The sequence below is a fragment of the Pseudobutyrivibrio xylanivorans genome, from assembly GCF_008935055.1.
Classification (GTDB): domain Bacteria; phylum Bacillota; class Clostridia; order Lachnospirales; family Lachnospiraceae; genus Pseudobutyrivibrio; species Pseudobutyrivibrio xylanivorans_A.
The window spans coordinates 3,143,217-3,166,165 of sequence record NZ_CP043028.1; the positions used below are offsets into that span (position 1 = coordinate 3,143,217).

Annotated in this window: 20 protein-coding genes, 1 pseudogene and 1 other annotated feature; all 21 genes and pseudogenes read right to left on the minus strand. The window is 41.2% G+C overall.

The genetic code is table 11. From position 1 onward, the window contains the following. Positions 1-16: 16 nt before the first annotated feature. The 21 genes and pseudogenes from FXF36_RS14070 to FXF36_RS14165 all read right to left on the minus strand — a co-directional run bounded on the left by FXF36_RS14070 (position 17) and on the right by FXF36_RS14165 (position 22,727). On the minus strand, positions 17-583 hold the full coding sequence (locus FXF36_RS14070; RefSeq protein WP_151625153.1) for an anthranilate synthase component II: 567 nt from the start codon (positions 581-583) through the stop codon (positions 17-19). Next, on the minus strand, positions 580-2,025 hold the full coding sequence (trpE, locus tag FXF36_RS14075; protein ID WP_151625155.1) for an anthranilate synthase component I: 1,446 nt from the start codon (positions 2,023-2,025) through the stop codon (positions 580-582). Before trpE ends, FXF36_RS14070 begins: the two co-directional genes overlap by 4 nt. Next, positions 2,015-2,791, minus strand: coding sequence for a tryptophan synthase subunit alpha (trpA, locus tag FXF36_RS14080; protein ID WP_151625157.1), 777 nt, complete (start codon positions 2,789-2,791; stop codon positions 2,015-2,017). Before trpA ends, trpE begins: the two co-directional genes overlap by 11 nt. Then, entirely contained in the window at positions 2,784-4,013 is a 1,230-nt protein-coding gene (gene trpB / locus FXF36_RS14085) for a tryptophan synthase subunit beta (protein ID WP_243143619.1), read from the minus strand. Before trpB ends, trpA begins: the two co-directional genes overlap by 8 nt. Further along, positions 4,008-4,577 (minus strand): annotated as a pseudogene (locus FXF36_RS16940) (phosphoribosylanthranilate isomerase); the annotation flags it as partial. The gene trpB and the pseudogene FXF36_RS16940, both read right to left, overlap by 6 nt. A gap of 24 nt (positions 4,578-4,601) precedes the next feature. Then, positions 4,602-5,378, minus strand: coding sequence for an indole-3-glycerol phosphate synthase TrpC (gene trpC, locus FXF36_RS14090; protein WP_151625161.1), 777 nt, complete (start codon positions 5,376-5,378; stop codon positions 4,602-4,604). A gap of 16 nt (positions 5,379-5,394) precedes the next feature. Next, positions 5,395-6,459, minus strand: coding sequence for an anthranilate phosphoribosyltransferase (gene trpD, locus FXF36_RS14095; RefSeq protein WP_151625163.1), 1,065 nt, complete (start codon positions 6,457-6,459; stop codon positions 5,395-5,397). A 184-nt stretch (positions 6,460-6,643) separates the two neighbouring features. Further along, positions 6,644-6,886: a binding site (T-box leader), on the minus strand. A 198-nt stretch (positions 6,887-7,084) separates the two neighbouring features. Further along, positions 7,085-8,320 (minus strand): cell division protein FtsZ, encoded by a 1,236-nt coding sequence (ftsZ, locus tag FXF36_RS14100; RefSeq protein WP_151625165.1) that lies wholly within the window; start codon positions 8,318-8,320, stop codon positions 7,085-7,087. Positions 8,321-8,448: 128 nt separating this feature from the next. Then, positions 8,449-9,210, minus strand: a complete 762-nt coding sequence (locus FXF36_RS14105) for a cell division protein FtsQ/DivIB (RefSeq protein WP_151625167.1) — start codon at positions 9,208-9,210, stop codon at positions 8,449-8,451. Further along, positions 9,203-10,360, minus strand: coding sequence for an FtsW/RodA/SpoVE family cell cycle protein (locus tag FXF36_RS14110; protein ID WP_151625169.1), 1,158 nt, complete (start codon positions 10,358-10,360; stop codon positions 9,203-9,205). The genes FXF36_RS14105 and FXF36_RS14110 overlap by 8 nt, the downstream gene beginning before the upstream one ends. Before the next feature lie 21 nt (positions 10,361-10,381). Next, complete coding sequence (gene mraY / locus FXF36_RS14115; RefSeq protein ID WP_330583197.1) at positions 10,382-11,329, minus strand: phospho-N-acetylmuramoyl-pentapeptide-transferase; 948 nt, start codon at positions 11,327-11,329, stop codon at positions 10,382-10,384. Between the two features lie 91 nt (positions 11,330-11,420). Continuing rightward, positions 11,421-13,403, minus strand: a complete 1,983-nt coding sequence (locus FXF36_RS14120) for a peptidoglycan D,D-transpeptidase FtsI family protein (protein WP_243143520.1) — start codon at positions 13,401-13,403, stop codon at positions 11,421-11,423. Positions 13,404-13,492: 89 nt separating this feature from the next. Further along, positions 13,493-13,981: a hypothetical protein gene (locus FXF36_RS14125; protein ID WP_151625173.1), complete on the minus strand. Its 489-nt coding sequence runs from the start codon at positions 13,979-13,981 to the stop codon at positions 13,493-13,495. Between the two features lie 33 nt (positions 13,982-14,014). Then, entirely contained in the window at positions 14,015-14,959 is a 945-nt protein-coding gene (gene rsmH / locus FXF36_RS14130) for a 16S rRNA (cytosine(1402)-N(4))-methyltransferase RsmH (RefSeq protein WP_151625175.1), read from the minus strand. Between the two features lie 53 nt (positions 14,960-15,012). Continuing rightward, complete coding sequence (gene mraZ, locus FXF36_RS14135) at positions 15,013-15,444, minus strand: division/cell wall cluster transcriptional repressor MraZ (protein WP_151625177.1); 432 nt, start codon at positions 15,442-15,444, stop codon at positions 15,013-15,015. 413 nt (positions 15,445-15,857) lie between these two features. Further along, positions 15,858-16,709, minus strand: a complete 852-nt coding sequence (gene lgt / locus FXF36_RS14140) for a prolipoprotein diacylglyceryl transferase (RefSeq protein WP_151625179.1) — start codon at positions 16,707-16,709, stop codon at positions 15,858-15,860. Between the two features lie 22 nt (positions 16,710-16,731). Beyond that, complete coding sequence (locus FXF36_RS14145) at positions 16,732-17,079, minus strand: PilZ domain-containing protein (protein ID WP_151625181.1); 348 nt, start codon at positions 17,077-17,079, stop codon at positions 16,732-16,734. A 38-nt stretch (positions 17,080-17,117) separates the two neighbouring features. After that, positions 17,118-19,478: a phenylalanine--tRNA ligase subunit beta gene (pheT, locus tag FXF36_RS14150; protein WP_151625183.1), complete on the minus strand. Its 2,361-nt coding sequence runs from the start codon at positions 19,476-19,478 to the stop codon at positions 17,118-17,120. Positions 19,479-19,492: 14 nt separating this feature from the next. Further along, the gene (pheS, locus tag FXF36_RS14155) at positions 19,493-20,548 is read right to left on the minus strand and encodes a phenylalanine--tRNA ligase subunit alpha (protein WP_151625185.1); all 1,056 of its coding nucleotides are present in this window, start codon (positions 20,546-20,548) and stop codon (positions 19,493-19,495) included. 197 nt (positions 20,549-20,745) lie between these two features. Further along, a complete protein-coding gene (queA, locus tag FXF36_RS14160; RefSeq protein ID WP_151625187.1) occupies positions 20,746-21,798 on the minus strand; it encodes a tRNA preQ1(34) S-adenosylmethionine ribosyltransferase-isomerase QueA in 1,053 nt (350 codons plus the stop codon). A gap of 56 nt (positions 21,799-21,854) precedes the next feature. Beyond that, positions 21,855-22,727 carry a YihY/virulence factor BrkB family protein gene (locus FXF36_RS14165; RefSeq protein WP_151625189.1) on the minus strand — a complete coding sequence of 291 codons (873 nt, stop codon included), beginning with the start codon at positions 22,725-22,727 and terminating at the stop codon, positions 21,855-21,857. Between the last annotated feature and the right edge of the window lie 222 nt (positions 22,728-22,949).

Here is a 22,949-nt window from a genome sequence, read left to right on the forward strand (position 1 = left end):
TTATATATTGTAAAAACTACGCCAAGAAAAAGTTCTTAAGCATAACTTTGCCATCAGGTGTAAGAATTGACTCTGGATGGAACTGTAAACCGTAGATTTCGTAGTCTTCATGCTTTACAGCCATTATCTCCCCATCCTCTGTAACAGCAACTGGCTTTAGCTTGCTTGGAAGCGTCTGCCCTTCTGCAGCTAGAGAATGATAGCGCGCCACCTTGATATATTTTGGCAAATCTTTGAATATCTTGCAGTTCTCATCTATCTGCACCTCTGACTGTTTGCCGTGCATAAGCTCCTTTGCATAGGTAATTGTTGCACCGAAGGTCTCGCAAATTGCCTGATGTCCAAGACATACGCCAAGAATTGGAATCTTTCCCGCAAAATGCGCAATCACATCCTCACAGATTCCAGCCTCTATTGGCCTTCCAGGCCCTGGAGAAATAATAATGTGACTTGGTGCAAGCTTTTCAATATCGCAAATGCGTAATTCGTCATTACGAACCACCTTGATATCAGAATTAATCTCACCTATCAGCTGATACAGATTGTAGGAAAAGCTATCGTAATTATCAATCAGTAATATCATTCCAAGCCTCCCTCTGCTGCCTTCACTGCATTTACAACAGCCTTTGCTTTATTTATGCACTCCTCAGCCTCTTTTTCAGGAACCGAATCAAAAACAATTCCAGCACCAGAGCGTATGCAGATACTGTCCTTCTTTTTGTACACAAGACGAATGGCAATGCAAACATCAAGATTTCCTGTGAAATCAATATAACCCAAAGCTCCGCCATAGATGCCTCTCTTACTTTGCTCAAGCTCCTCAATAATCTGGCAGGCTCTGAACTTTGGCGCCCCCGACAAGGTTCCAGCTGGAAGAATCGCATCCACAGCATCTATTACATCCTTATCATCAGCCAGTTCTCCAACCACCGTAGAGCCTATATGCATTACATGGGAGTAGCGCTCTATTCCCATATACTTTTCAACTTTTACTGAACCAAGCCTGCTGATTTTGCCAATATCGTTCCTGCCAAGGTCCACCAGCATATTATGCTCTGCCCTTTCCTTTTCATCTGCGAGCAGCTCATTTTCAAGAGCCTCATCCTCTGCCTGCGTCTTGCCTCTTGGCCTGGTTCCTGCAAGAGGAAATGTACTTACCTTCTTCTGCTCCACCTTCACAAGAGTCTCTGGCGAAGCGCCAGCAATCTCAATATCTTCACTTGTAAAATAAAACATATATGGCGAAGGATTTGTAGCTCTAAGTAATCGATAGGTGTCAAACAGACTTCCCTTTGCCTTTGCACTAAGGGGATTTGAGAGCACCACCTGGAAGATATCACCTTCCTTTATGTACTGCTTTGCCTTCACCACCATCTGGCCATACTCTTCATTCGTAAATTTAGGCTTAATCTCTGATTCCAGCTTTAATGGCTCGAAATTCTTCTTTTCGCCTGTCTTTAAAAGATCCTTAATCTCCTCTAAACGCTTCTTCGCATCCTCGTATGCCTTTTCAATTGTTGAATCCGCGCCATCTTTCAGCATGATTCCTGTAATCAGATAAATCTTTTGCTTGTAATTATCAAAGGCGATGACATCGTTAAAGAGCATCAAGTCCATATCCTTGAAGTCATCATCACCATGATTCTCAAGCTTAAGCTTTGGCTCGCTGTACTTGATGTAGTCATAGGAAAAATATCCCACCAGCCCACCTGTAAAGGTTGGAAGCTGGGGAATTGTTGGTGATTTGTGGGCAGCTATCACCTTTCGAAGAATCTCCCCTGGGTGTTCATCTGCATCAACAGCCGTAATCTCCTCTGTCGGCTCAAATCCAAGGAAGGAATATCTTCCCCAGGTCTCGCTCTGGCTGGCGCTCTCAAGTAAAAAACACTGATGACTTGCATTCCTTAAAATTCTGACAGCCTCTATGGTTGTAAGACAGTCAGAAAGCATCTCAATTGCTACAGGAACTCGTTTATACTCTCCGCTTGCTGCATATTTCTTTACTTCTTCTAAACTAGGAAACATAGTATGCCTCTTTCATATGTCTAACAAATTTCCCTACATGCTCTGGTGCCTCTTTGCCATGCTCTGCAATCACACGTACAATTGCCGAACCTACAATCGCTCCATCAGAAATGCTTGCCATCTCAGCAGCCTGCTCCGGTGTTGATATTCCAAAGCCAACAGCACATGGCACATCAGTGTTCTTTCGAACTCTCTCCACGAGACTCTTGATATTTCCATTAAGCTCTGCTCTTGTGCCTGTAACCCCAAGGCTTGAGACAATATAGATGAAGCCCTTGGCATCAGCTGTGATGGTGTCAATTCTATCCTCAGAGGTAGGGGCAATCATTGAAATGAATTCTACATCGTATTCTTCAGCAACATCTTCAAATTCAGCCTTTTCCTCAAAAGGTACATCCGGCAAAATAATTCCGCAGATTCCAGTTTCCTTGCATCTCTTGAAAAATCTCTCGCTTCCATAGGAATAAACAACATTTGCATAGGTCATGAAAACAAGAGGAACATCCACCTGACCGCTAACCTCACCTACCATTTCAAACACATCGTCAGTAGTGATTTTATTGGCAAGGGCTCTGATATTAGCCTCCATAATTACTGGTCCCTCTGCTGTAGGATCAGAAAATGGAATACCAAGCTCAATCAAATCAGCTCCATTGTCAGCAAGCTCCTTGATTATCTTTTTTGTGGTATCAAGGTCAGGATCTCCACAGGTTATGAATGGCACAAATGCCTTTTTGTTCTCGAATGCTTTTGTAATCTTACTCATGGATGTCCTCCCCTCTGTATCTGGCAATTGCTGCGCAATCCTTGTCGCCTCTTCCTGATACAGTAACTATAATAATCTGATCCTTTTTCATTGTTGGAGCAAGCTTTCTGGCGTAAGCAATAGCATGACTGCTTTCGATTGCTGCGATGATTCCCTCAGTTCTTGCGATATATTCAAATGCCTCAACAGCCTCAACATCTGTTACAGGCACATACTCTGCTCTTCCAATATCGTGAAGATATGCGTGCTCTGGTCCAACTCCCGGATAATCAAGTCCTGCTGAAATAGAATAAACCGGAGCAATCTGACCGTATTCATCCTGACAGAAATATGACTTCATGCCGTGGAAAATACCAACCTTTCCAGTATTTACAGTTGCCGCTGTCTCAAATGTATCAATTCCTCGACCTGCTGCCTCGCAACCTATAAGTCGAACCCCCTCATCACCTATATAATGATAGAAGGAACCCATTGCATTGCTGCCACCGCCAACGCAGGCGATTACAGCATCAGGAAGTCTGCCCTCCTTTTCAAGTATCTGCTGACGTGACTCTCTTGAAATCACTGCCTGGAAATCTCGCACGATTGTTGGGAATGGATGTGGTCCCATAACCGAACCAAGGCAATAATGTGTGTCATCGATTCTTGTTGTCCACTCTCTCATGCACTCAGACACGGCATCCTTAAGTGTTGCCGTGCCGCTTGTAACGGGAATAACATCTGCGCCAAGAAGCTTCATTCGATATACGTTAAGTGCCTGACGCTCTGTATCCTCCTTGCCCATGAAAATTACACATTCCATATCAAGGAGTGCTGCCGCTGTTGCTGTTGCCACACCATGCTGTCCTGCACCTGTCTCTGCGATAAGTCTTGTTTTGCCCATCTTCTTTGCAAGAAGTGCCTGGCCAAGCACATTGTTAATCTTGTGGGAACCAGTATGATTTAAATCCTCACGCTTGAGATAAATCTTTGCGCCACCTAAGTCCTCAGTCATCTTCTTTGCATAATATAAAAGGCTTGGTCTGCCTGCATAATCATCAAGAAGCTCCTTCAGCTCACGATTAAATTCAGGGTCATCCTTATAGTGATTATAGGCCTCCTCAAGCTCATTTACTGCATTCATAAGAGTTTCAGGAATATACTGACCACCATGAATTCCAAATCTGCCTTTGCTCTTTACCACCTTGCTTTCCTCTCTTACCGCCTTTACGAATTCCTTCATCTTCTGTCCATCCTTAAGCTTGTCGGTCTCGATGCCAGAGCTGACATCCACACCGTATGGCTTTGTCACCTCGATTGCCTTTGCCACATTCTCCTGATTGAGGCCACCAGCCAAAATAAAAGGTCTCTCAATATAGGTAAGTAACTTCCAATCCTCAAGAGTTTTTCCATCTCCATTTCCTGCATCAAACATAATCATGTCCGCGCTGGACTTTTCAGCCTTGATTAATTCCTCTGGAGAATTTGCCTTGAAGGTCTTAATTACAGGAATGTTGTTATCCATCAGTTCCTTAATGTAATCCTCATCCTCGTTACCATGAAGCTGAGCCACATCGATAATGTTCTCCTGAAAAAGTTCCTCAACCTCCTTGGCTGGAGCATCCACGAAAACTCCAACAGCCTTAATCTCAGGGTTCAGCATGCTCTTAAGCTTCTTCGCCTGATTACGGCTTACCTTTCTTCTGCTTTTATCATAAAAAACGAATCCAACATATTCTGGCTTCAGCTCATTTGCCTTTTTGATATCTGCCTCTCTTGTGAGACCACAAAGCTTAATTGTTGTCATATCATTATCCTTTCTAAAACTATCCTAGCCTTTAAGTTCTTTCAGCTTTTCTGTCTTATTTTCAGCCCTCATCAGTGTCTCGCCTATGAGAACTGCATCTATTCCTACTTTTCGAAGCTCATTCACATCTTCTGCATTCTTTATTCCACTTTCTGATACAAAAATAACGTCACCAGGAATAAGATTTCTAAGCCTCTTACTGTTTTCCGTATCTACAGAAAAATCCTTGAGATTGCGGTTGTTTACGCCGATTAATCTAGCCCCTACTCTAATAGCAATTCCTATTTCTACCTCGTCATGGGCTTCCACCAGTGCGCTTAAGCCCAGCATATCGCATATACGAATATAATGTGCCAGTTGCTCCTCTGAGAGGATTGAACAAATCAAAAGTACTGCTGATGCTCCAAGAAGCTTTGCCTCATAAATCATATATTCATCTACCACAAAGTCCTTTCTGATAACTGGAACGTGTACCGTATTTACGATATTCTTTAAATACTCGTCACTTCCTAAAAACCACTTTGGCTCTGTGAGAACTGAAATGCAATCCGCCCCAGCTGTCTCATAATCCTTTGCTATTTGAAGGTAATCAAATTCTTCAGCTATAATTCCCTTTGACGGAGATGCCTTTTTACATTCGCAAATAAAAGCTATATCTCCCTTTACCAGAGCCTTTTCGAAGGATAAATTTCCCTTTGGAAGCTTGTAGGCTTCCTTTTTTATCTGCTCAAGGGATTTTTCCTCCTTTGCTCTGGCTACTCGTTCCTTTGTGTATTCTGCAATTTCATCTAGGATAGTCATTTCTTATCTCCTGTCTCTAGCAAGCTCCTGCCTTTGAATCCGCTGGGTTAACCTCATCTTCCTTTATCTCATTGCTTACTAAAATGAATGTTTCTAAGGTTTCAAGCGCTTTTCCTGAATCAATAATCTCAGCAGCAAGCTTAATACCATCAGCAAAGCTGTCAACCTTCCTTCCAATGTAAAGGGCTGCACCTGCGTTCATCAGAACTGCATTTCTCTTTGGTCCCTGTGCTCCACCAAGAATCTCTCTTGTGATTCTAGCATTCTCCTCAGGTGTTCCACCTTTTAAATCATCCTTGGTGCACTTTTCAAATCCGAAAAGTTCAGGCTCAACTGTGTATGTCTTATACTCACCATTTTCAAACTCGCAAATCTTTGTTGGTGCGCTCATTGAAATCTCATCAAGCTTGTCCATTCCATATACAACCATTCCACGCTTAACTCCAAGGCTTGTGAGAACTCTTGCAAGCGGCTCCACCAAATATTCGTCATATACTCCAAGAAGCTGCATTGATGGTGTTGCTGGATTTGTAAGTGGTCCTAAAATATTGAAAACTGTTCTGAATCCAAGCTCTTTTCTAATAGCTCCTACATACTTCATTGATGTGTGATACTTCTGAGCGAAGAAGAAGCACATGCCTACTTTATCCAAAAGCTCAACACATTTTTCTGGATCCTGTGCTATGTTTACGCCAAGTGCCTCAAGACAATCAGCTGTTCCACAAAGTGAAGAAGCTGCTCTGTTACCATGCTTTGCAACCTTCATACCAGCAGCTGCAGCTACAAGTGCTGAGGTTGTTGAAATGTTAAAGCTGTGGGCATTGTCTCCACCAGTTCCAACTATTTCAAACACATCCATTCCTGTCTCGACCTTCAATGCATACTCTCTCATTGCTGCCGCGCAGCCTGCGATTTCATCTATAGTCTCAGCCTTGGCACTCTTTGTAGATAACGCTGCCAGAAAGGCTGCGTTCTGAGTTGGAGAAGTTTCCCCTCCCATAATCTCATTCATTACTGCGTAAGCCTCATCATATGTGAGGTCCTCTTTGTTTACAATCTTTACAATAGCTTCCTTAATCATCTTTTCTCTCCTTTTCACTCCGCCAGTTACACTTACAAGCCTTGGTATTACTCCGGTCATCTTAGAATGTTTCCCTTGAGTAATACCAAGAGCTTGTCAGCTACTGGCTCATCAAAAAACTTCCTGTACGCTTGACGCCCCAAATAAAAAAGCCCTTGATAGAAACCTATAAATTATAGTTTCTACCAAGGACGAAAATTCTTTTCCGCGGTGCCACCTTGATTCATGATTGCTCATGCGCTTACAGGATACCAACATATCCATGACAACTAACGTATGCCCTACGTCGTGCAATACTCTAATGATAATTCATTATTTCCTCACGCCCTCAGGAGTCCATTCCCAAATCACTATCTTACTGCATCCCACCATCGCAGCTCTCTATAAAGCATCATGAAGAGGTACTCCTCTCCCTCATCGGTTTAACACTTTATTAAGTTGAAGTAACTATAGCATTACAATTAGTCAGTGTCAACCACTTCTGTCGGAAAATTTTCAAGATTAAATCGTGATTTATAAAAATAGCGGTTTACTCCTTCTTGATTTTTCCAAAAATGCAGGAAATAAGGGCAAAAAATAAGCACCACAAATGTGGTGCTTATGGATAAACTCTATAAAGCCTTTATTATTTCTTGATTGAGCTCATGAAATCAGGCATTTTGATGTTAAGCTCTGGTACTGAGCTCTCTGTAGGAGCTGCTACTGTAACAGGCTTCTGAAGTGGTGATGTAATCGATGGTGTTGGAGTAACAGGACGATTAACCACTGGAGGTGGATTTGTAACACCAGACTGACCTGCTGGAGCTGCTGTTCCACGCATACCGCCAAGTAAATCAGCGCTTGATGTTCTAGGCTGTGTGTTGTAAACCATACCAGATGCATTTCTGAATGCTCCAACTGGAGTGCTAACTGGCTCACCAAGACCTGTAGCAATAACAGTAACAGATACTTCGTCGTCCATGTTCTCATCAACTGTGATACCAAGGATGATATTTGCATCTGCACCAGTCATATCCTGAACATAAGATGTAGCCTCGTTAGCATCGTTAAGTCCAACATCACCGCAGATATTAACAATAACATCTGTAGCGCCCTGGATGCTTGTCTCAAGGAGTGGAGAAGCAACAGCAGCCTTAACAGCCTCAAGTGCCTTCTCATCACCCTTAGCAGAACCGATACCTACGTGTGCTAAGCCCTTGTCCTTCATAACTGTAGTAACATCAGCGAAGTCAAGGTTAATAAGTGAATTCTTAGTAATGAGATCTGTGATACCCTGTACAGACTGGTGAAGCACCTGATCTGCCATACGGAAGCTCTCGCCGATTCCCATGCTCTTGTTGCAGATTTCAACAAGCTTCTGATTAGGAATAACGATAAGAGTATCAACGCTCTCCTTTAATCTTTCAATACCATTAAGGGCATTGTTCATACGTGGCTTTCCTTCAAACTGGAAAGGCTTTGTAACGATACCTACTGTAAGGATGCCCTGTTCCTTGGCGATACGAGCTACAACAGGAGCAGCACCTGTACCAGTACCACCACCCATACCACATGTGATGAATACCATATCAGCGCCCTTGATAGCTGCTGAAATGTCCTCTGCGCTTTCCTCGGCTGACTTCATACCAACCTCTGGATTTGCGCCTGCGCCCTTTCCACCTGTAGTTTTCTCACCTATAGCTAAAAGAGTAGGTGCTTTACATAAATCAAGCGCCTGCTTGTCAGTGTTGATGCCAATAAACTCAACTCCCCCAATACCCTCTTCAACCATACGCTTTACTGCATTATTGCCGGCGCCGCCTACACCAACAACAATGATTCTGACAGGAGCTCCTGTCTCGTCAGTCGTAATGTTAATCAAAACTTTATCCTCCTTTTATTAAACCTCTAAGGGAGGTCGAAAAAATTCTCTAATACCAAAATACTATATATAATATTATATTTTTTCACTCTTTTTATCAACCATTTTTTATCAAAAAATCAGATTTTTTATTCAGCTTCAGAATCCTTTTCAAATACAATATCTGTGCTGGCGTTAGAATAATTTTCAAGATGTAGTGTTCCATGGAGTCCATCAAGCTGTGGCAAAATACGCAGTGCACGGTCGATTTTCTCCTCCAGATAAACGCTACTTCCAAGTGCAATATTATAGGTATCATAGATCAATGTAATACGCCCATTTTCGTCGTAGGAAACCACATTTGGCATCAAATCATTCTTGTGCAAAATCTTAATAAGTGATGTTAGATAACCAATCTGTTCCTCTCCAATTGAAAGCTTTGAACCAATTTCCGGCTCATCGCAGGAAACGCCCTCCACCTTCATATATCCTCTATCAACAAAAGTCTGGCTGATTTCTACTACTTTTCCACTGTAATTGAAGTAGACGTAGCTTCCATCCTCCTGTGGCAGATATCCTAATATCTTTTTCTCATTGCAGACAATTGTAATTGCGTTCAATCCATTCATCTTCACATCGAAGGAATCAATGAACTCTGCATCTCCCTTCGGGAATAGCTTATTCTTTATAAAAGCATAAACTGCATTGTGCGAATACTCGTCATCCAGAATGTAATTTTGTATTTCCTCCGCAGAATACAAATCCGTGCCCTCAACTGAAACACTTTTAACCGGGCATAAAAAATACGCTCCAACTCCTAGAAGTACAACAAGGATTACAAGGCCCAGAATGAATTCAATTAGTGCGAGAATGAAATTCCCTCTCCTCTTCTTCTTTTTCTTCCTAGACATCGTCATCCCCCTCGAATTCCATATTCTTCGACACGCTAAGAGCTAACCCCAGCTCCGTTAAAAGTATCGCCACCGATGTACCACCATAACTAATCAACGGCAATGTAACACCAGTATTTGGAATTGTATTTGTAACAACGGCAATGTTAAGGATTACCTGAATTGCAATGTGAGCCATGATTCCGATGCAGATATAGGAACCGAACATATCCTTGGCATGATTTGCAATAAATAAAAGTCTGTAGAGCAATAGAATATAAAGAAGGATAATACAAACAACACCAAAAACGCCAAGCTCCTCACAGATAATAGAGAAAATCATATCATTCTGTGCTTCTGGAACGATATACTTCTGCATACTTCCGCCAAGCCCCTTACCAAAAAGGCCGCCACTACCGATGGCGTAAAGGCCTTGAAGGGTCTGATAACCTTTATCTTCCATATGATTTTCAGGATGAAGCCATGCATCGATACGAGTAGCTCGGTATGAAGCCATATTAATTGATATAACTCCTACGGCAAACACACCAACTGCCGCAAGAATAAACTCTTTCCATTTAGGATATGATATAAACAGCATCACAAAAGCTATACCCAAAATAATAACGGCAGTTGAAAGGTTATTTACAACTATAACTCCAAAGATAGGCGAAATAAGTGCGCCAACAAGTAATATCTTACTAAAGGATTTTAATGTCTTTGGAGATCTGTCAACTATTTGAGCTATTAGTAATATAACAGATACTTTTGCAAGTTCTGAAGGTTGGAACATTACAGGACCAATTGCAAACCATCGTGATGACTCATTTATTGTAACGCCAAAAAAGTTTACAAAAAAACACAACGCTACTGAAACCAAATAAAATGGCACCACAAATGGTGACCATCTTCTATAATCAATTTTGGTTGAAAAAAACATACCACCGAAGCCCAACAGGGCCGCCTGCAATTGTTTTCTGAGATAATAAATAGAATCGCCTTTTTTTAGTGATGCTGCATAGGCCGAGGTGCTGTAGAGCATAACCAGACCAAAGGCCAGAATAAATATAATCAGCAACAACAGCGTATAATCGAAGTTCAGAAGTCTTTTTATCTTTTTTCGCTTTCTAGCCTCCTTTCTGGAAGCTGCAAGCTCCTTATTTTTCGCCATAAATTCTCCCCATTATTGTTTTTAGACTAAGTAGTATGCAAAAATGCATAAGAAGATTGTAACAGTTGTAAATACAGCCACAACCTTTACCTCAGACCAGCCACCAAGCTCATAGTGATGATGGATTGGAGCCATTCTGAATATCCTCTTACCGCCAGTCATCTTGAAATAGCCAACCTGAAGAATAACTGAAAGCACTTCTACCAAATAGATAAGTGCAACAATGATGATGAAGATAGGCATCTGAAGCATATAAGCAGTTGAAACTACAAACGCTCCAAGTGCAAGTGAGCCTGTATCACCCATGAAAATCTTTGCAGGGTGAACATTGTACATTAAAAATCCAAACAGTGCGCCAACCATGGCAGCAACAGCTGGAGTGATATCTGAATAAAGATGCATAGCTACAACTCCCCAAAAGCCTGCGATAGCAAGTGTAACTGAAGTTGCAAGACCATCAAGGCCATCAGTAAAGTTTGAACCATTTACTGTTCCAAGCACTGCAAGGAAAAGCACTACGACTGCAAGCCAGCTAACATCAACAAGCGCTCCTGTTGCAGGAATTCTAAGCTCTAATGAAACGTCCGAAAACTTCACCATATATACAGCAAAGCCTGTGGTCAATGCGATCTGTCCAAGCATTTTCTGCCAAGCCTTAAGGCCATCTGAGCTTTTTTTAAGAGCCTTGAGCAAATCATCAATAAAACCAAGCACACCAAATCCCAATGTAAGGAAAACTATTGGGTAAATATGTGGTGCATTCTTCGCATAGAACAGAGAAACTACTGCAAAGGCAATAAGAATCATGATACCGCCCATTGAAGGAGTACCATTCTTTACCTTGTGTTCCTTGATGTATTCGCGCTCTGTGTTTCCCATCTTGAGTCTTCTCAAAAGTGGGATGCACACTGGGCCCAAAGCCAAGACAATAAAAAATGCTACCAACATAGGTAAAAGTATTTCAAACATAATAAAACTCCAATTCTCTATAAATCCTTCGGTCTCCTTGAATATATCTAAAAGCATTATATGCTAATTGTAAACGAAAAGTTTCACAAATTTAGTTACCTTCAGCACCCTCTGGTGTATCTGGGGTTGCGGAAGGATCTGCTGTAGAAGCCTCACCCTCTGGTGTATCTTCAGCAACGCCTTCATCTGGTTCAGTCTGCTGTGCAGCTTCTGTGAGGGCTGCGGCAGCCTCCGCCTCCTCATCCTCTGTAAGTGAGGATTCAACACCCATATAAGGCAATGCCTGTTCAAAAATGCTATGAACGATTTCCTGAGCAAAGCTACTGTGTGCCTGATTATCTCCTACTGCACCAACTCCAGGCTCATCTACAATTACATAAACCACAAGCTGAGGATTGTCCACTGGTGCAAATCCAATGAAAGAAACCAAATATTTATGATTTCCTCGCGGTAACTTTTCGGCAGTACCAGTCTTTCCACCGATTGTATATCCATTAACTCCAGCTGTCTTTCCAGTTCCATCAGAAACTACATAGTGCAAGTATCCGCGAAGCATTTCACTAACTTCGCTTGAAACTGTCTTTTTCAAAACAGTTGGCTCAATCTCACTGACAGTGTTTCCCTTTGAATCAGTGATTTTGGTAACAAGATGCGGCTCATAGAGAGTTCCACCATTTACAAGTGAACAAAAAGCCGAGCCAAGCTGAATCATTGTGGTATTAAAGTTCTGTCCGAAGGAATTAGTCGCAAGGTTGATTGCAGAGTGTAAATCATCCTTACTATAAATAAGTCCAGCTGTGCTTGCCTCACCTGTAAGATCTATCCCGGTCTTCTGGCCAAAGCCAAAAACTGACTGATAATCTGAGAAAGTATCTGGACCAATCACTCTAACCATCTGCATCAAAGCGTCATTGCAGGAATTGGAAAGAGCATCGGCAATAGTCTGAACTCCGTGTCCACCCTTTCTATGGGCAACGCACTTAACAAGCTTTGGATAGCCTGCAATCATTTCGCCACCATCGCAAAAATAGGTCTCATCTCCGTTTAGGATTCCAGTCTCAAGTCCCATTGCAACTGTAAATGGCTTAAAAGTTGAACCTGGCTCGTAAGTATAAGTAATTTGGAAATTCTGCCAGATTTTGTTCAGCTGATCCATCTTTTCATCAGTTGACATCTCAGCCAGCTGCTCTTCTGAATAATATGCCGACAAATCCCTTGGATTGTTCAAATCAAAGGAAGGATACTGGGCCATGGCAAGAATCTCACCAGTGTTTGGATTCATAACAAGTGCTGCCGTATGAAGCGAGCCCTGCGCCTCCGGCTCATCAGGATGCTCGGCATTCCACTCATTCATTGTCTTGGTGTTCCAATCAGCTATTGCCTTTTCAACAATAGTCTGAATGTTCACATCCAATGAAAGTACGATATTATTTCCGTTTGTCGCATCGATTGTAGTCTTTTCCAGGTTGCTGTCAGAATTCAGATAACCATAAGTACGGCCATTCACGCCGTTAAGTACGCTTGAATATTTATTCTCAAGGCCGATAACACCCACATTACCACCGCTGGCATAACCGATTGTAGCTGCTGCCAGGCTTCCGTAAGGATACTGACGAATATATTCCTTTTCAAACCAAATTCCGTAAATTTTATCCTTGTACTCCTCAGATGCCTTCTTTTCTTCAAATGCCGACATTTCCTCGTAGGAAACCTTTTTCGCCAACACATAATACTGAGACTTCGGATGACTCTCAAGCTGGGTTGTAATCTTCTCTTTATCGATTTCCTCGAAGCACTCCGTTACAAGACTTATAGTTGAAGAAATGCTCCCATTTATCTTCTCATCCTTTTCATTAAGAACCTTGCAGTCAAGGATTACATTGTAAACATCCACACTGGTAGCCAACACCGTTCCTCTGGTGTCAACAATATTGCCTCGCTGAAATGGGATGATTGTACTATCGTATTTCTGCTGGGACAGGACGATTTTCTCGTACTTATCCCCACTTGTGTACTGAATGTACATTACGCGACCGATTAGAAATACAAAAAGAATACAAATTGCTCCAAACACAAACCAGAGTTTCAATTGCATTCTTTTGAAAATTTTCCTATTAGGTTTTAATCTTTTACGTTTTTTATTGCTAGCCATCGCTGAACTTCCTATGGAATATCGTGATATTGACTCATGTAATCTGAGCCATCTACACTATAATACACTATTTGGTTGCTGGTTGCATACACCATTCCAAGCTCATTTATAGCCTTGTCTTTGATATCCGTAAGATTGGTTGTGGTAGCAATACGGCTCTCTGCCGCCTTATTATCAGCATTAACTGTTGAAAGCTCATTTTCAAGCTGGGCAATGTGACTCATTCTGGTAGTAACATTTGTCTGCAAAGCAACGTAACCTACAAGCATCATGCAAGTAAGAGCTACAGCAATAATCATGTAACCAGTAAGCAATCTGTTTTTTCTAAGAGCTGCGGCACGACGTCTATCCATATTCTTTAGATGTATACGTCTAGCCTCCTCCTTCTCGCGCTCACGCTGCTCACGTGTAGGCAGACTTCTAGCAGGACGAACATATACTTCTTCAGTTTTTCTGACTGCATTTCCCTCATTATAATAATATGTTCTAAGTTCCTGCATACTAAAACTCCTAACTACTTGTGCTAATTAAAGCTAGCTTTTCTCCTCTTTCTCAAATACTCTAAGCTTTGCGCTCTTTGATCTTGAATTATTTTCTAACTCCTCCTCACTAGGAAGGATTGGCTTTCTAGTGATAACCTTGCCCTTTGACTTCTTTCCACAAACGCAAACCGGGAAGTTCTTTGGGCAGGTACAAGGATCTTCATTTCTTTTGAAGGCCACCTTTGTGATTCTGTCTTCCAAAGAATGGAAGGTGATAATACATAATCTTCCGCCTGGATTAAGTAAATCAATCATGTCGTCAATGTGGTCTTCTAATACTGTTAACTCCCTGTTCAGCTCAATTCGAAGTGCCTGGTAGGTTCTCTTAGAGGGATGTCCCTGCCCTATCTGAGCCTTCTTTGGAATACTTTCAGCGATAATTTTGTTGAGCTGCCCCGCTGTAAGTATTGGAGCTTTTTCTCGCTCCTTAATGATGTTTTTAACAATCTGCTTGGAGAATTTCTCCTCGCCATATGTATAAAGGACTCTGGTCAAATCCTCTGCAGAATATGTATTAACAATATCTGCAGCCGTCATAGGATTATCCTTGTCCATTCGCATATCAAGTGGTGCATCGTCCACACGATAGGTAAAGCCTCTGTCTGCCTCATCAAGCTGGAAGCTGGAAACACCAAGGTCAAGCATGATTCCATCAACCTTTGCCACCCCAAGCTCTGCAAGACGATCCTTCATGAACTCATAATTGCTGTGAATTCTGGTGACCTTGTCTCCATAACAAGCAAGTCTCTCGCCTGCGGCTTTCAGGGCATCAGTATCCTGATCGAATCCATAAAGATGACCAGTGGTCAGATGGCTTGCAATTTCAAAGGAATGACCACCACCGCCTAGAGTGCCATCAACATAAATGCCATCAGGTTTGATATTCAGATTGTCTACTGTCTCGTGTAAGAGAACCGAATAATGATTGAATTCCATTAATTTATCTGTACTCCCTTATATATTCAAACTCCCTTTGTATGTTCACTCCCTTAAATACCAAGGCCAAGCTCTGCCATGTGCTCAGCAATCTCGTCCATATCGTCATAAGAACCCTCTGTATCCCAGCGTTCCTTAGACCAGATTTCAATTCGATTTAAAACGCCAACAGAAACTACTTCTTTATCAATTCCTGCGTACTCCTTCAGATTAGCTGGAATTAATACTCTTCCCTGCTTGTCGATATCGCATTCTGCTGCGCCTGCAAAGAAGAATCTGGAGAACTTTCTTGCGTCCTTTGTTGTAAGTGGAATCTCTCTAAACTTCTCTTCAATCGTCTGCCACTCGGTAAGTGGATAAACAAAGAGGCAGCCGTCCAAACCCTTGGTAGCTACAAAGTGCTCACCAAGCTGCTCACGAAACTTAGCAGGCATAATAAGACGGTTCTTCGCGTCTATATTGTGACTGTATTCGCCCATGAACATGTCAGCTTTCCTCCCACTCGATAGTCTAAAGGGAAAAAGGGTATAGAATCCACCACTTTGTGACACATATCTACCACTTTCCTCCACTTTGATACCATTTTATACCATATATACTCTCCATGCAACCCAGAAACCTTGAAAAATCAATGTTTTTCGATAATCCCCATATGTGGTGTAAAGTGGTGGCTATGCCCAAAATTGGCACAAGATATGTAAAAAAGTTCATAAAAAAAGACATTGGAATATCCAATGTCTTTAAAAAAATACAATCTGTAACTATTCAGAGCCAAGTAAATTTTATATAGAAAAAGAATGCTTGCATTCTCTTTTCTATTAAAATTTATTTGGTGAGAACCACACATGAGCAAAAGTAAAGCTTTGAAAAAGTGATTTTGCGAATGGGTGCTGAATAGTTACTTTTTCTTATAATTATAGAGCGACAGCGCAATTCCTATCACCACCAGAACCGCAGCCACAGCCTGAGATACTGGAACGTTTGTGCCCCAAAGAAGCAACTGGTCCGTGCGAATGCCCTCAATCCAGAAGCGTCCAGCGCCATAGCCTATCAGGTATGTGAAGAAAATCTGGCCATCAAACTTCTTTCTTTTTCTCATCAGAAGCATGATAATAAGCACTCCCACATTCCAGAGAGATTCATATAAGAAGGTAGGATGCACAGAAACGTAATCCACACCATTTATCGTAACAAGATTCTGTAGCATTTCTGCTGTAATATCCTGCTGGCTTCGCACTGAATTCACCGGAAGAAGCATTGCAAAAATGCCATCTGTATACTGTCCAAAAACCTCTCTGTTAAAGAAGTTACCCCATCGTCCAAAAATCTGACCGATGACGACGCCAAACATACAAACATCCATTACCTTCAGGAATTTATAGCCCTTACGCTTACAAATCACCGCCACACATGCAATTCCAGCAAGAACTCCGCCATAAATAGCAAGTCCGCCCTGTCTGATATTAAAAATGCTAAGCAAGTTATCCTTGTAATAGTCCCAGGCAAAGATAACATAGTAAAGTCTTGCCCCGATAACACCTACAATAATCGTGGTAATACAAAGATCCAGGAACTTATCTTCATCAAAGCCCACTCTCTTTGCTTCCCTGAGTATAAAGCTGACTCCCACCAGCATACCAATAGCAATAATTACTCCATAAAAAGCAATGAAAAAGGATCCTATATAGAATCCTTTTTCAACATTGTCTAAAGTGATATGCAGATTAGGAAAAATAATGCTAGTATCCAATTCAAGCTCTCCTATCTGAAGATTACTCAGCGTCGCTAAACAACTGATAAATCTCAATCTTTAGTGCATCTGTATCTGTCATTCCAACAAAGATACAACCATATTCATAAACATTATTATCAAGCTTGTTCATTCTGACAACCTTGAATACTGTATCGATGGTCTCCTTTGTCCAAATCTGTATCTTGGCATCGAAGCATGCTCCGATTTCAAACTCAACGTCCTGCATTCTAAAGGCTAAACCAGTCTTCGAAATATTGGTCACCTCTACGTCCATGTATTTGACAGTAGTTACATTGGCCTCATCGATTCGTTCGATTTCAACCTTTACATTAATGTCCAGTCGTTTGTTTTTTCTCTTCTCTTCCATGCTCTTTGCCCCCCATACAAATGAATTTGTAATTACAATTAAGCTTTAAGATTAATACCCTTATTCTTAAGCTTTTCAACAATGTCATCAACTACCTTCTGAACCTCTTCGTGTGTAAGTGTACGCTCATCATCACCAAAGAGAAGTCTTACAGTAATTGATTTGCTGTTTCCATCATTATAAACATCGGCAACTCCGACCTTTTTAAGAATAGATTCAGCTGTTTCTTTTATTGTATCATTTATTTCAGAAAATTTCTCTGCTACAAACGATAAATCTACTTCAATTGCAGGATATTTTGATGGCTCTACGTAAGAAATAGACTGCTGCTTGATTTCTGCGAGCATTTCAACATCGATTTCAGCAAAAACAATAGCTGCCTTCTTATCGATTTTCTTAGAAACAAGTGGATGTGCAACTCCAATTCTTCCGATTTCTTCACCATCTAAAACTAAAGCATTTAAATTCTTTGGATGCTCGTAAGAATGTGTAGCCTCAAGCTTCTTGTATGTAAATGGCTTGTGTCTAACATCTTCTACCATTTCAGCAATCATATCACGAAGCTCAAAGTAAAGCTTTTCAAGTGACTTTGTCTTTGAGAACAATGTGATGCAAAGCTTTTTCTTCTCATCGCAAAGGCCATCAGCCTTGAGACCTTCTACAACACGACCAACCTCGAAGATGCCAAAATCAGTAGCATAACCAGTGTTGTAATTAACCTGACAAAGCTGTGTAGGAATGATTGAACGTCTAAGTGTCTCAATGTTAGGGTTTGTAGAATTAGCAAGCTTAACATTCTCTTCTACTTCCATTCCAAGCTTCTTGTATTCATCAGCGTACTGCCAAACATAAGAATGTACCTCGTGAAGAGTAAATCTCTTAACAAGAATGTCCTTAATTCTATCTTCTACGTTCTTTGTCTCATCCATGCGAACTGGATAAAGAGGCGCCTTTGTAGTAGAAAGCTCGAAGTTATCGTATCCATAGATACGTGTGATTTCTTCGATGATATCTGCCTTAAGGCTGATATCCTTTGTTGCACGATATGAAGGAACTTCAACATGGAAGTTATCCCCATTCTGTGTCACGCCAAAGCCGAGAGCTGTAAGTGTATCCACAATATGCTCATTTGTAATCTCAATTCCAGTGTACTTATCCACAAAATTCTTATCGAAATCAAGTGAAACCTGTGGATAGTGGAATGCATACTCGTCAGTAAGTGCAGAAACTACCTTTACGCCTGGATCAATATCAAGAAGAAGCTTCATGAAACGAGCAATGGCAACTGTAGTCATCTCTGGATCAAGGCTCTTCTCATAACGTGCAGATGCATCTGTTCTATGAGCAAGACGAACTGCACTCTTTCTGATTGAAGCAGCATTAAATGTAGCAGACTCAAGTGTAAGCTGTGTTGTATCCTCTACGATTTCTGAATCAAGACCACCCATGATACCTGCAATAGCAACTGGTGAGTTGTCGTTGCAAATCATAAGAGTGTTCTCATCAATATTACGCTCTACTCCATCAAGAGTTGTAAAAGTAAATGGCTTGTCAAATCTCTTGATACGAATCTTGCCAACCTTACGAGAATCAAATGCGTGCATAGGCTGTCCCATCTCAAGCATAAGATAGTTTGTAAGATCAGTAAGAAGATTGATTCCTCTCATACCACAGTAGTAGAGACGAATTCTCATATTCATAGGTGCAACGTTCTTCTCAACGTTCTCCACCTTAATAGATGAATATCTCTGGCAAAGCTCATCCTCAATCTTCATATCAATCTTTTCAAGATTGTCGTACTTGCTAAGGTCGATTGTAGGAAGCTCCTTAAGTGGACGCTTTGCAATTGTAGCAAACTCTCTAGCGATTCCATAGTGACCCCAAAGATCAGGACGGTTTGTAAGAGACTTATTATCTACCTCAAAAATAATATCATCAATCTCATATAAATCCTTAATATCTGTACCGTTTGCTACATCCTCAAGGATATCCATAATACCATCATTATTATCAGAAATTCCGATTTCCTTTTCAGAACAACACATTCCGAAAGAATCAAAACCTGCAAGTGGTCTTGGTGCAATAGTAATATCTCCAAGCTGTGCTCCAACCTTTGCAAAAGCTGTCTTCATACCAACGCGAACATTTGGTGCGCCGCAGACAACATCTGTAAGCTTGCCATCACCTGCATCTACCTTTAATAGGTGAAGCTTCTTTGACTCAGGGTGCTCCTCTACTGATTTAATCTCAGCAACTACAACACCTGATAAATCCTCACCCTTATGGAAAATATCATTTTCAACCTCTGCTGTTGCAAGAGAGAACTTTGCGATAAGCTCCATCTTGTCTAAACCTGAAAGGTCAACAAAATCAGAGATCCAATTCATTGAAATAAACATCCTTCAGTCCTCCCTTACTGCTCATCATCAGTGAACTGAGCTAAGCTGTTAAGATTTCCGCTGTTCAGATCACGAATGTCTTTAATTCCGTATTTCATCATTGCAAGTCTTGTAAGGCCAAGACCGAAAGCAAAGCCTGTGTACTTCTCAGGGTCGATTCCACCTTCCTCAAGAACCTTTGGATGAACCATACCACATGGGCAAAGCTCAAGCCATCCAGAGTGCTTGCATGAAGGGCAGCCCTTTCCACCACAGTTAAGACAGTTGATATCAAGCTCGAAACCTGGCTCCACGAATGGGAAGAAACCTGGACGAAGACGAACCTTGATGTCACGTCTAAATACCTCAGAAAGCATAGTCTTCATGAAGTAGATAAGATTTGAAATTGAAATATCCTTACCAACCATGACACCTTCCATCTGGAAGAATGTGTTCTCGTGGCAGGCATCTGTTGCCTCATTTCTAAAGCAACGACCTGGGAAAATTGCCTTGATAGGTGTACCATTTTCAAGAAGCTGCTTGCGATACTTCTTATAGATAGCATTCTGTGCAGCTGTAGTCTGAGACTTCAAAAGCTGACCATTCTCAAGGTAATATGTATCCTGCATATCACGGGCAGGATGATATTTAGGGATGTTAACAGACTCGAAGCACTCGTAATCTGTAACAACCTCGCTGTAGTCCTCTACTGTAAAGCCCATTGACTTAAAGATTGTCTCACACTGTCTCTGAACAAGTGTGATTGGATGATAGCTTCCCTGATCAAAATGCTCTGGAAGGGAAATATCAAACTCAGGTACTTTATCTATTTCACGCTGAAGCTCTAAGGCTGCAATCTCTTCCTTCTTCTCTGCAATCTTGTCAGCTACAGTGTTCTTAAGCACGTTAACCTTCTGACCAAACTCCTTCTTCTCTTCCGCTGAGAGTTTGCCCATTTCTTTCATGGCAGCTGTAACACTACCCTTTTTACCAAGGTATGAAACTCGAATGTTCTCAAGCTCTTCAGAATTCTTAATGTTCTGAAGCTCAGCTTCAAACTTGGCACTCAATTCCGAAATAATATCTACCATTGATGGCCTCCCTAAAAAAATATCTCATTAAGTTAAAATTTTAACAGTTAGATAATGTAAATTCAACACCAAAGACTTCCCCTTGAGGGGTGCTAGATGCCAGTGGCATCTGTTCAGCACCGACCGAGGCGGGAGCTGAGAAATGCTGTCATGTAAGCCTTGCTTACTAGGACTCAAAAGTTGATTACTCAAAGTAATCATCCTTTTTGTCCAAATGATGAGGTGTCAGTAATCATCATTGCATCTCCAAATGAGAAGAACCTGTACTTCTCCTCAACAGCCTTTTCATAAGCTGCAAGCACATGCTCTCTTCCTGCTAAAGCCGAAACCAGCATGATGAGTGTGGACTGTGGTAAATGGAAATTAGTAATAAGTCCATCTATTACCTTGAACTCATAGCCTGGATAAATGAAAATCTGTGTCCAACCACTCTTTGGAACAAGTGGCTTGCCAGCTTCTGCAGCCGACTCAAGGGTACGTGTGCTGGTTGTACCAACAGAAATGACTCTGCCGCCATTAGCCTTTGTTTCATTTATAATATCGCAAGCCTCCTGATTGAGCTCGTAATACTCTGAATGCATGTGATGATCTAAAACCTCTTCCTCCTTAACTGGGCGGAAGGTTCCAAGACCAACATGAAGTGTAACCTCTGCTATCTTCACTCCCATTGCCTTCACTTCTTCAAGAAGCTCAGGAGTAAAATGCAAACCTGCTGTTGGAGCAGCTGCAGAGCCATCAAACTTTGCATAAACAGTCTGATATCTATCTCTGTCCTGAAGCTTATGAGTGATATATGGTGGAAGTGGCATCTCACCAAGCTTATCAAGAATCTCCTCAAAGATTCCCTCATAAGAAAACTCTATAATACGATTTCCTTCATCAACTATATCAACAATCTTTCCGATTAAAAGCCCATCGCCGAAGGAAATCTCCATTCCAGGACGAGCTTTCTTGCCAGGCTTAACCAAGCATTCCCACTGATTGTCGCTAAGTCTCTTTAAAAGAAGAATCTCAACCTTTCCACCGGAACCAACTCGGGCGCCATACAATCTTGCTGGTATAACTCGAGTGTTATTGATAACCAGACAATCTCCTGGCTTAAGATATTCCTTGATATCGTAAAAATGACGGTGAAAAATATCTCCCGTATTCTTGTCCAAGACCATGAGTCTTGAATTACTTCTCTTTTCAAGCGGATCCTGAGCGATAAGCTCCTCAGGAAGATAATAATCAAAATCTTTAACTAACATATTACTTCTTTCTAATTTAAAACTCTAAAAACCATTCGTTATAGTTTAGCACAGAATTACTTTTCAGTCCATCGGCCAAAGTGTCTCTCTTTAAAACCTGCCTTCCATTTTTCCCAAGCCAGACCAAAAGCCTCTGCAAAAAATACATTTGCCTCTGCTGCCATCAACATAAAGTACATACAAAAGTAAAGCCAGAACATAAAAATCATCATCGTTGCAAACGCACCGTACATTGAAAAATTATTAAAAATACGAACCCAGATTGATAGTCCCAAGCTGAACAGATACCAGCTGGCTGCACAGATGATTCCTCCTGGAAGCTGACTCATAAATGAAAGATGTTTGTTTGGCAATACCGCGAACAAAAACGTAAATACGATAACCAAAAAAACGAATAAAAACAGCCCTCTAAACAAAGGTCTGATACCAACCATGTATGGTAAAAAACCATAATAATTCTGAGCATAATACTGAAGCTTATTGGTAAAGACCAGCATCAACATAATCACAACAATAACCAAAAGCAATATCATCGTGTAAAAGACTGCTCTGAGGCGTCTTGCTACCCAGTTACGTGTTTCCTCGATTTTGTTTACCTGATTGAGGCCAACCATTAGATTCTGGAATGCCTTTCCTGATGACCATATAGCCATCAACGCAGAAATCGAAATAGCACCAACAGAACCTTTGGTAACCATTCTTACAACTCTTGCAACATAGGGTGAAAATTCCTGAGGAAATACCTCAAAAATCATTTTGCCAAGATACTGACTGATAGATGGAATCAAACCTGCAATCCAAACCAGAAGCATCATAACAGGAATAGCTGTCATAATCATAAAATACGCGGTTTGAGCAGCATAGGCGCCAATATTATCACGCCCACATTTATCTAAGTAGGTTTTACCGTAGCCTAAAAATGTCCACATATTTATATTCTCCTTCAGTACAAGATTCTACCAAATTCGTATAGCAACTTAAAGGGTTAGGTTTTTACAAACAAATAGTTATTATTCAGCCCCCATTCGCAAAATCGCTCTTTCAGAGCTTTCCTTTTGCTCATGTGGGGTATCTCACAAAATAAAAGAAGAGAAGAAACTAAATGCAAGCATTCTTTTTCTTCTCTTCTTTTACTTTGCTCTGAATAATAA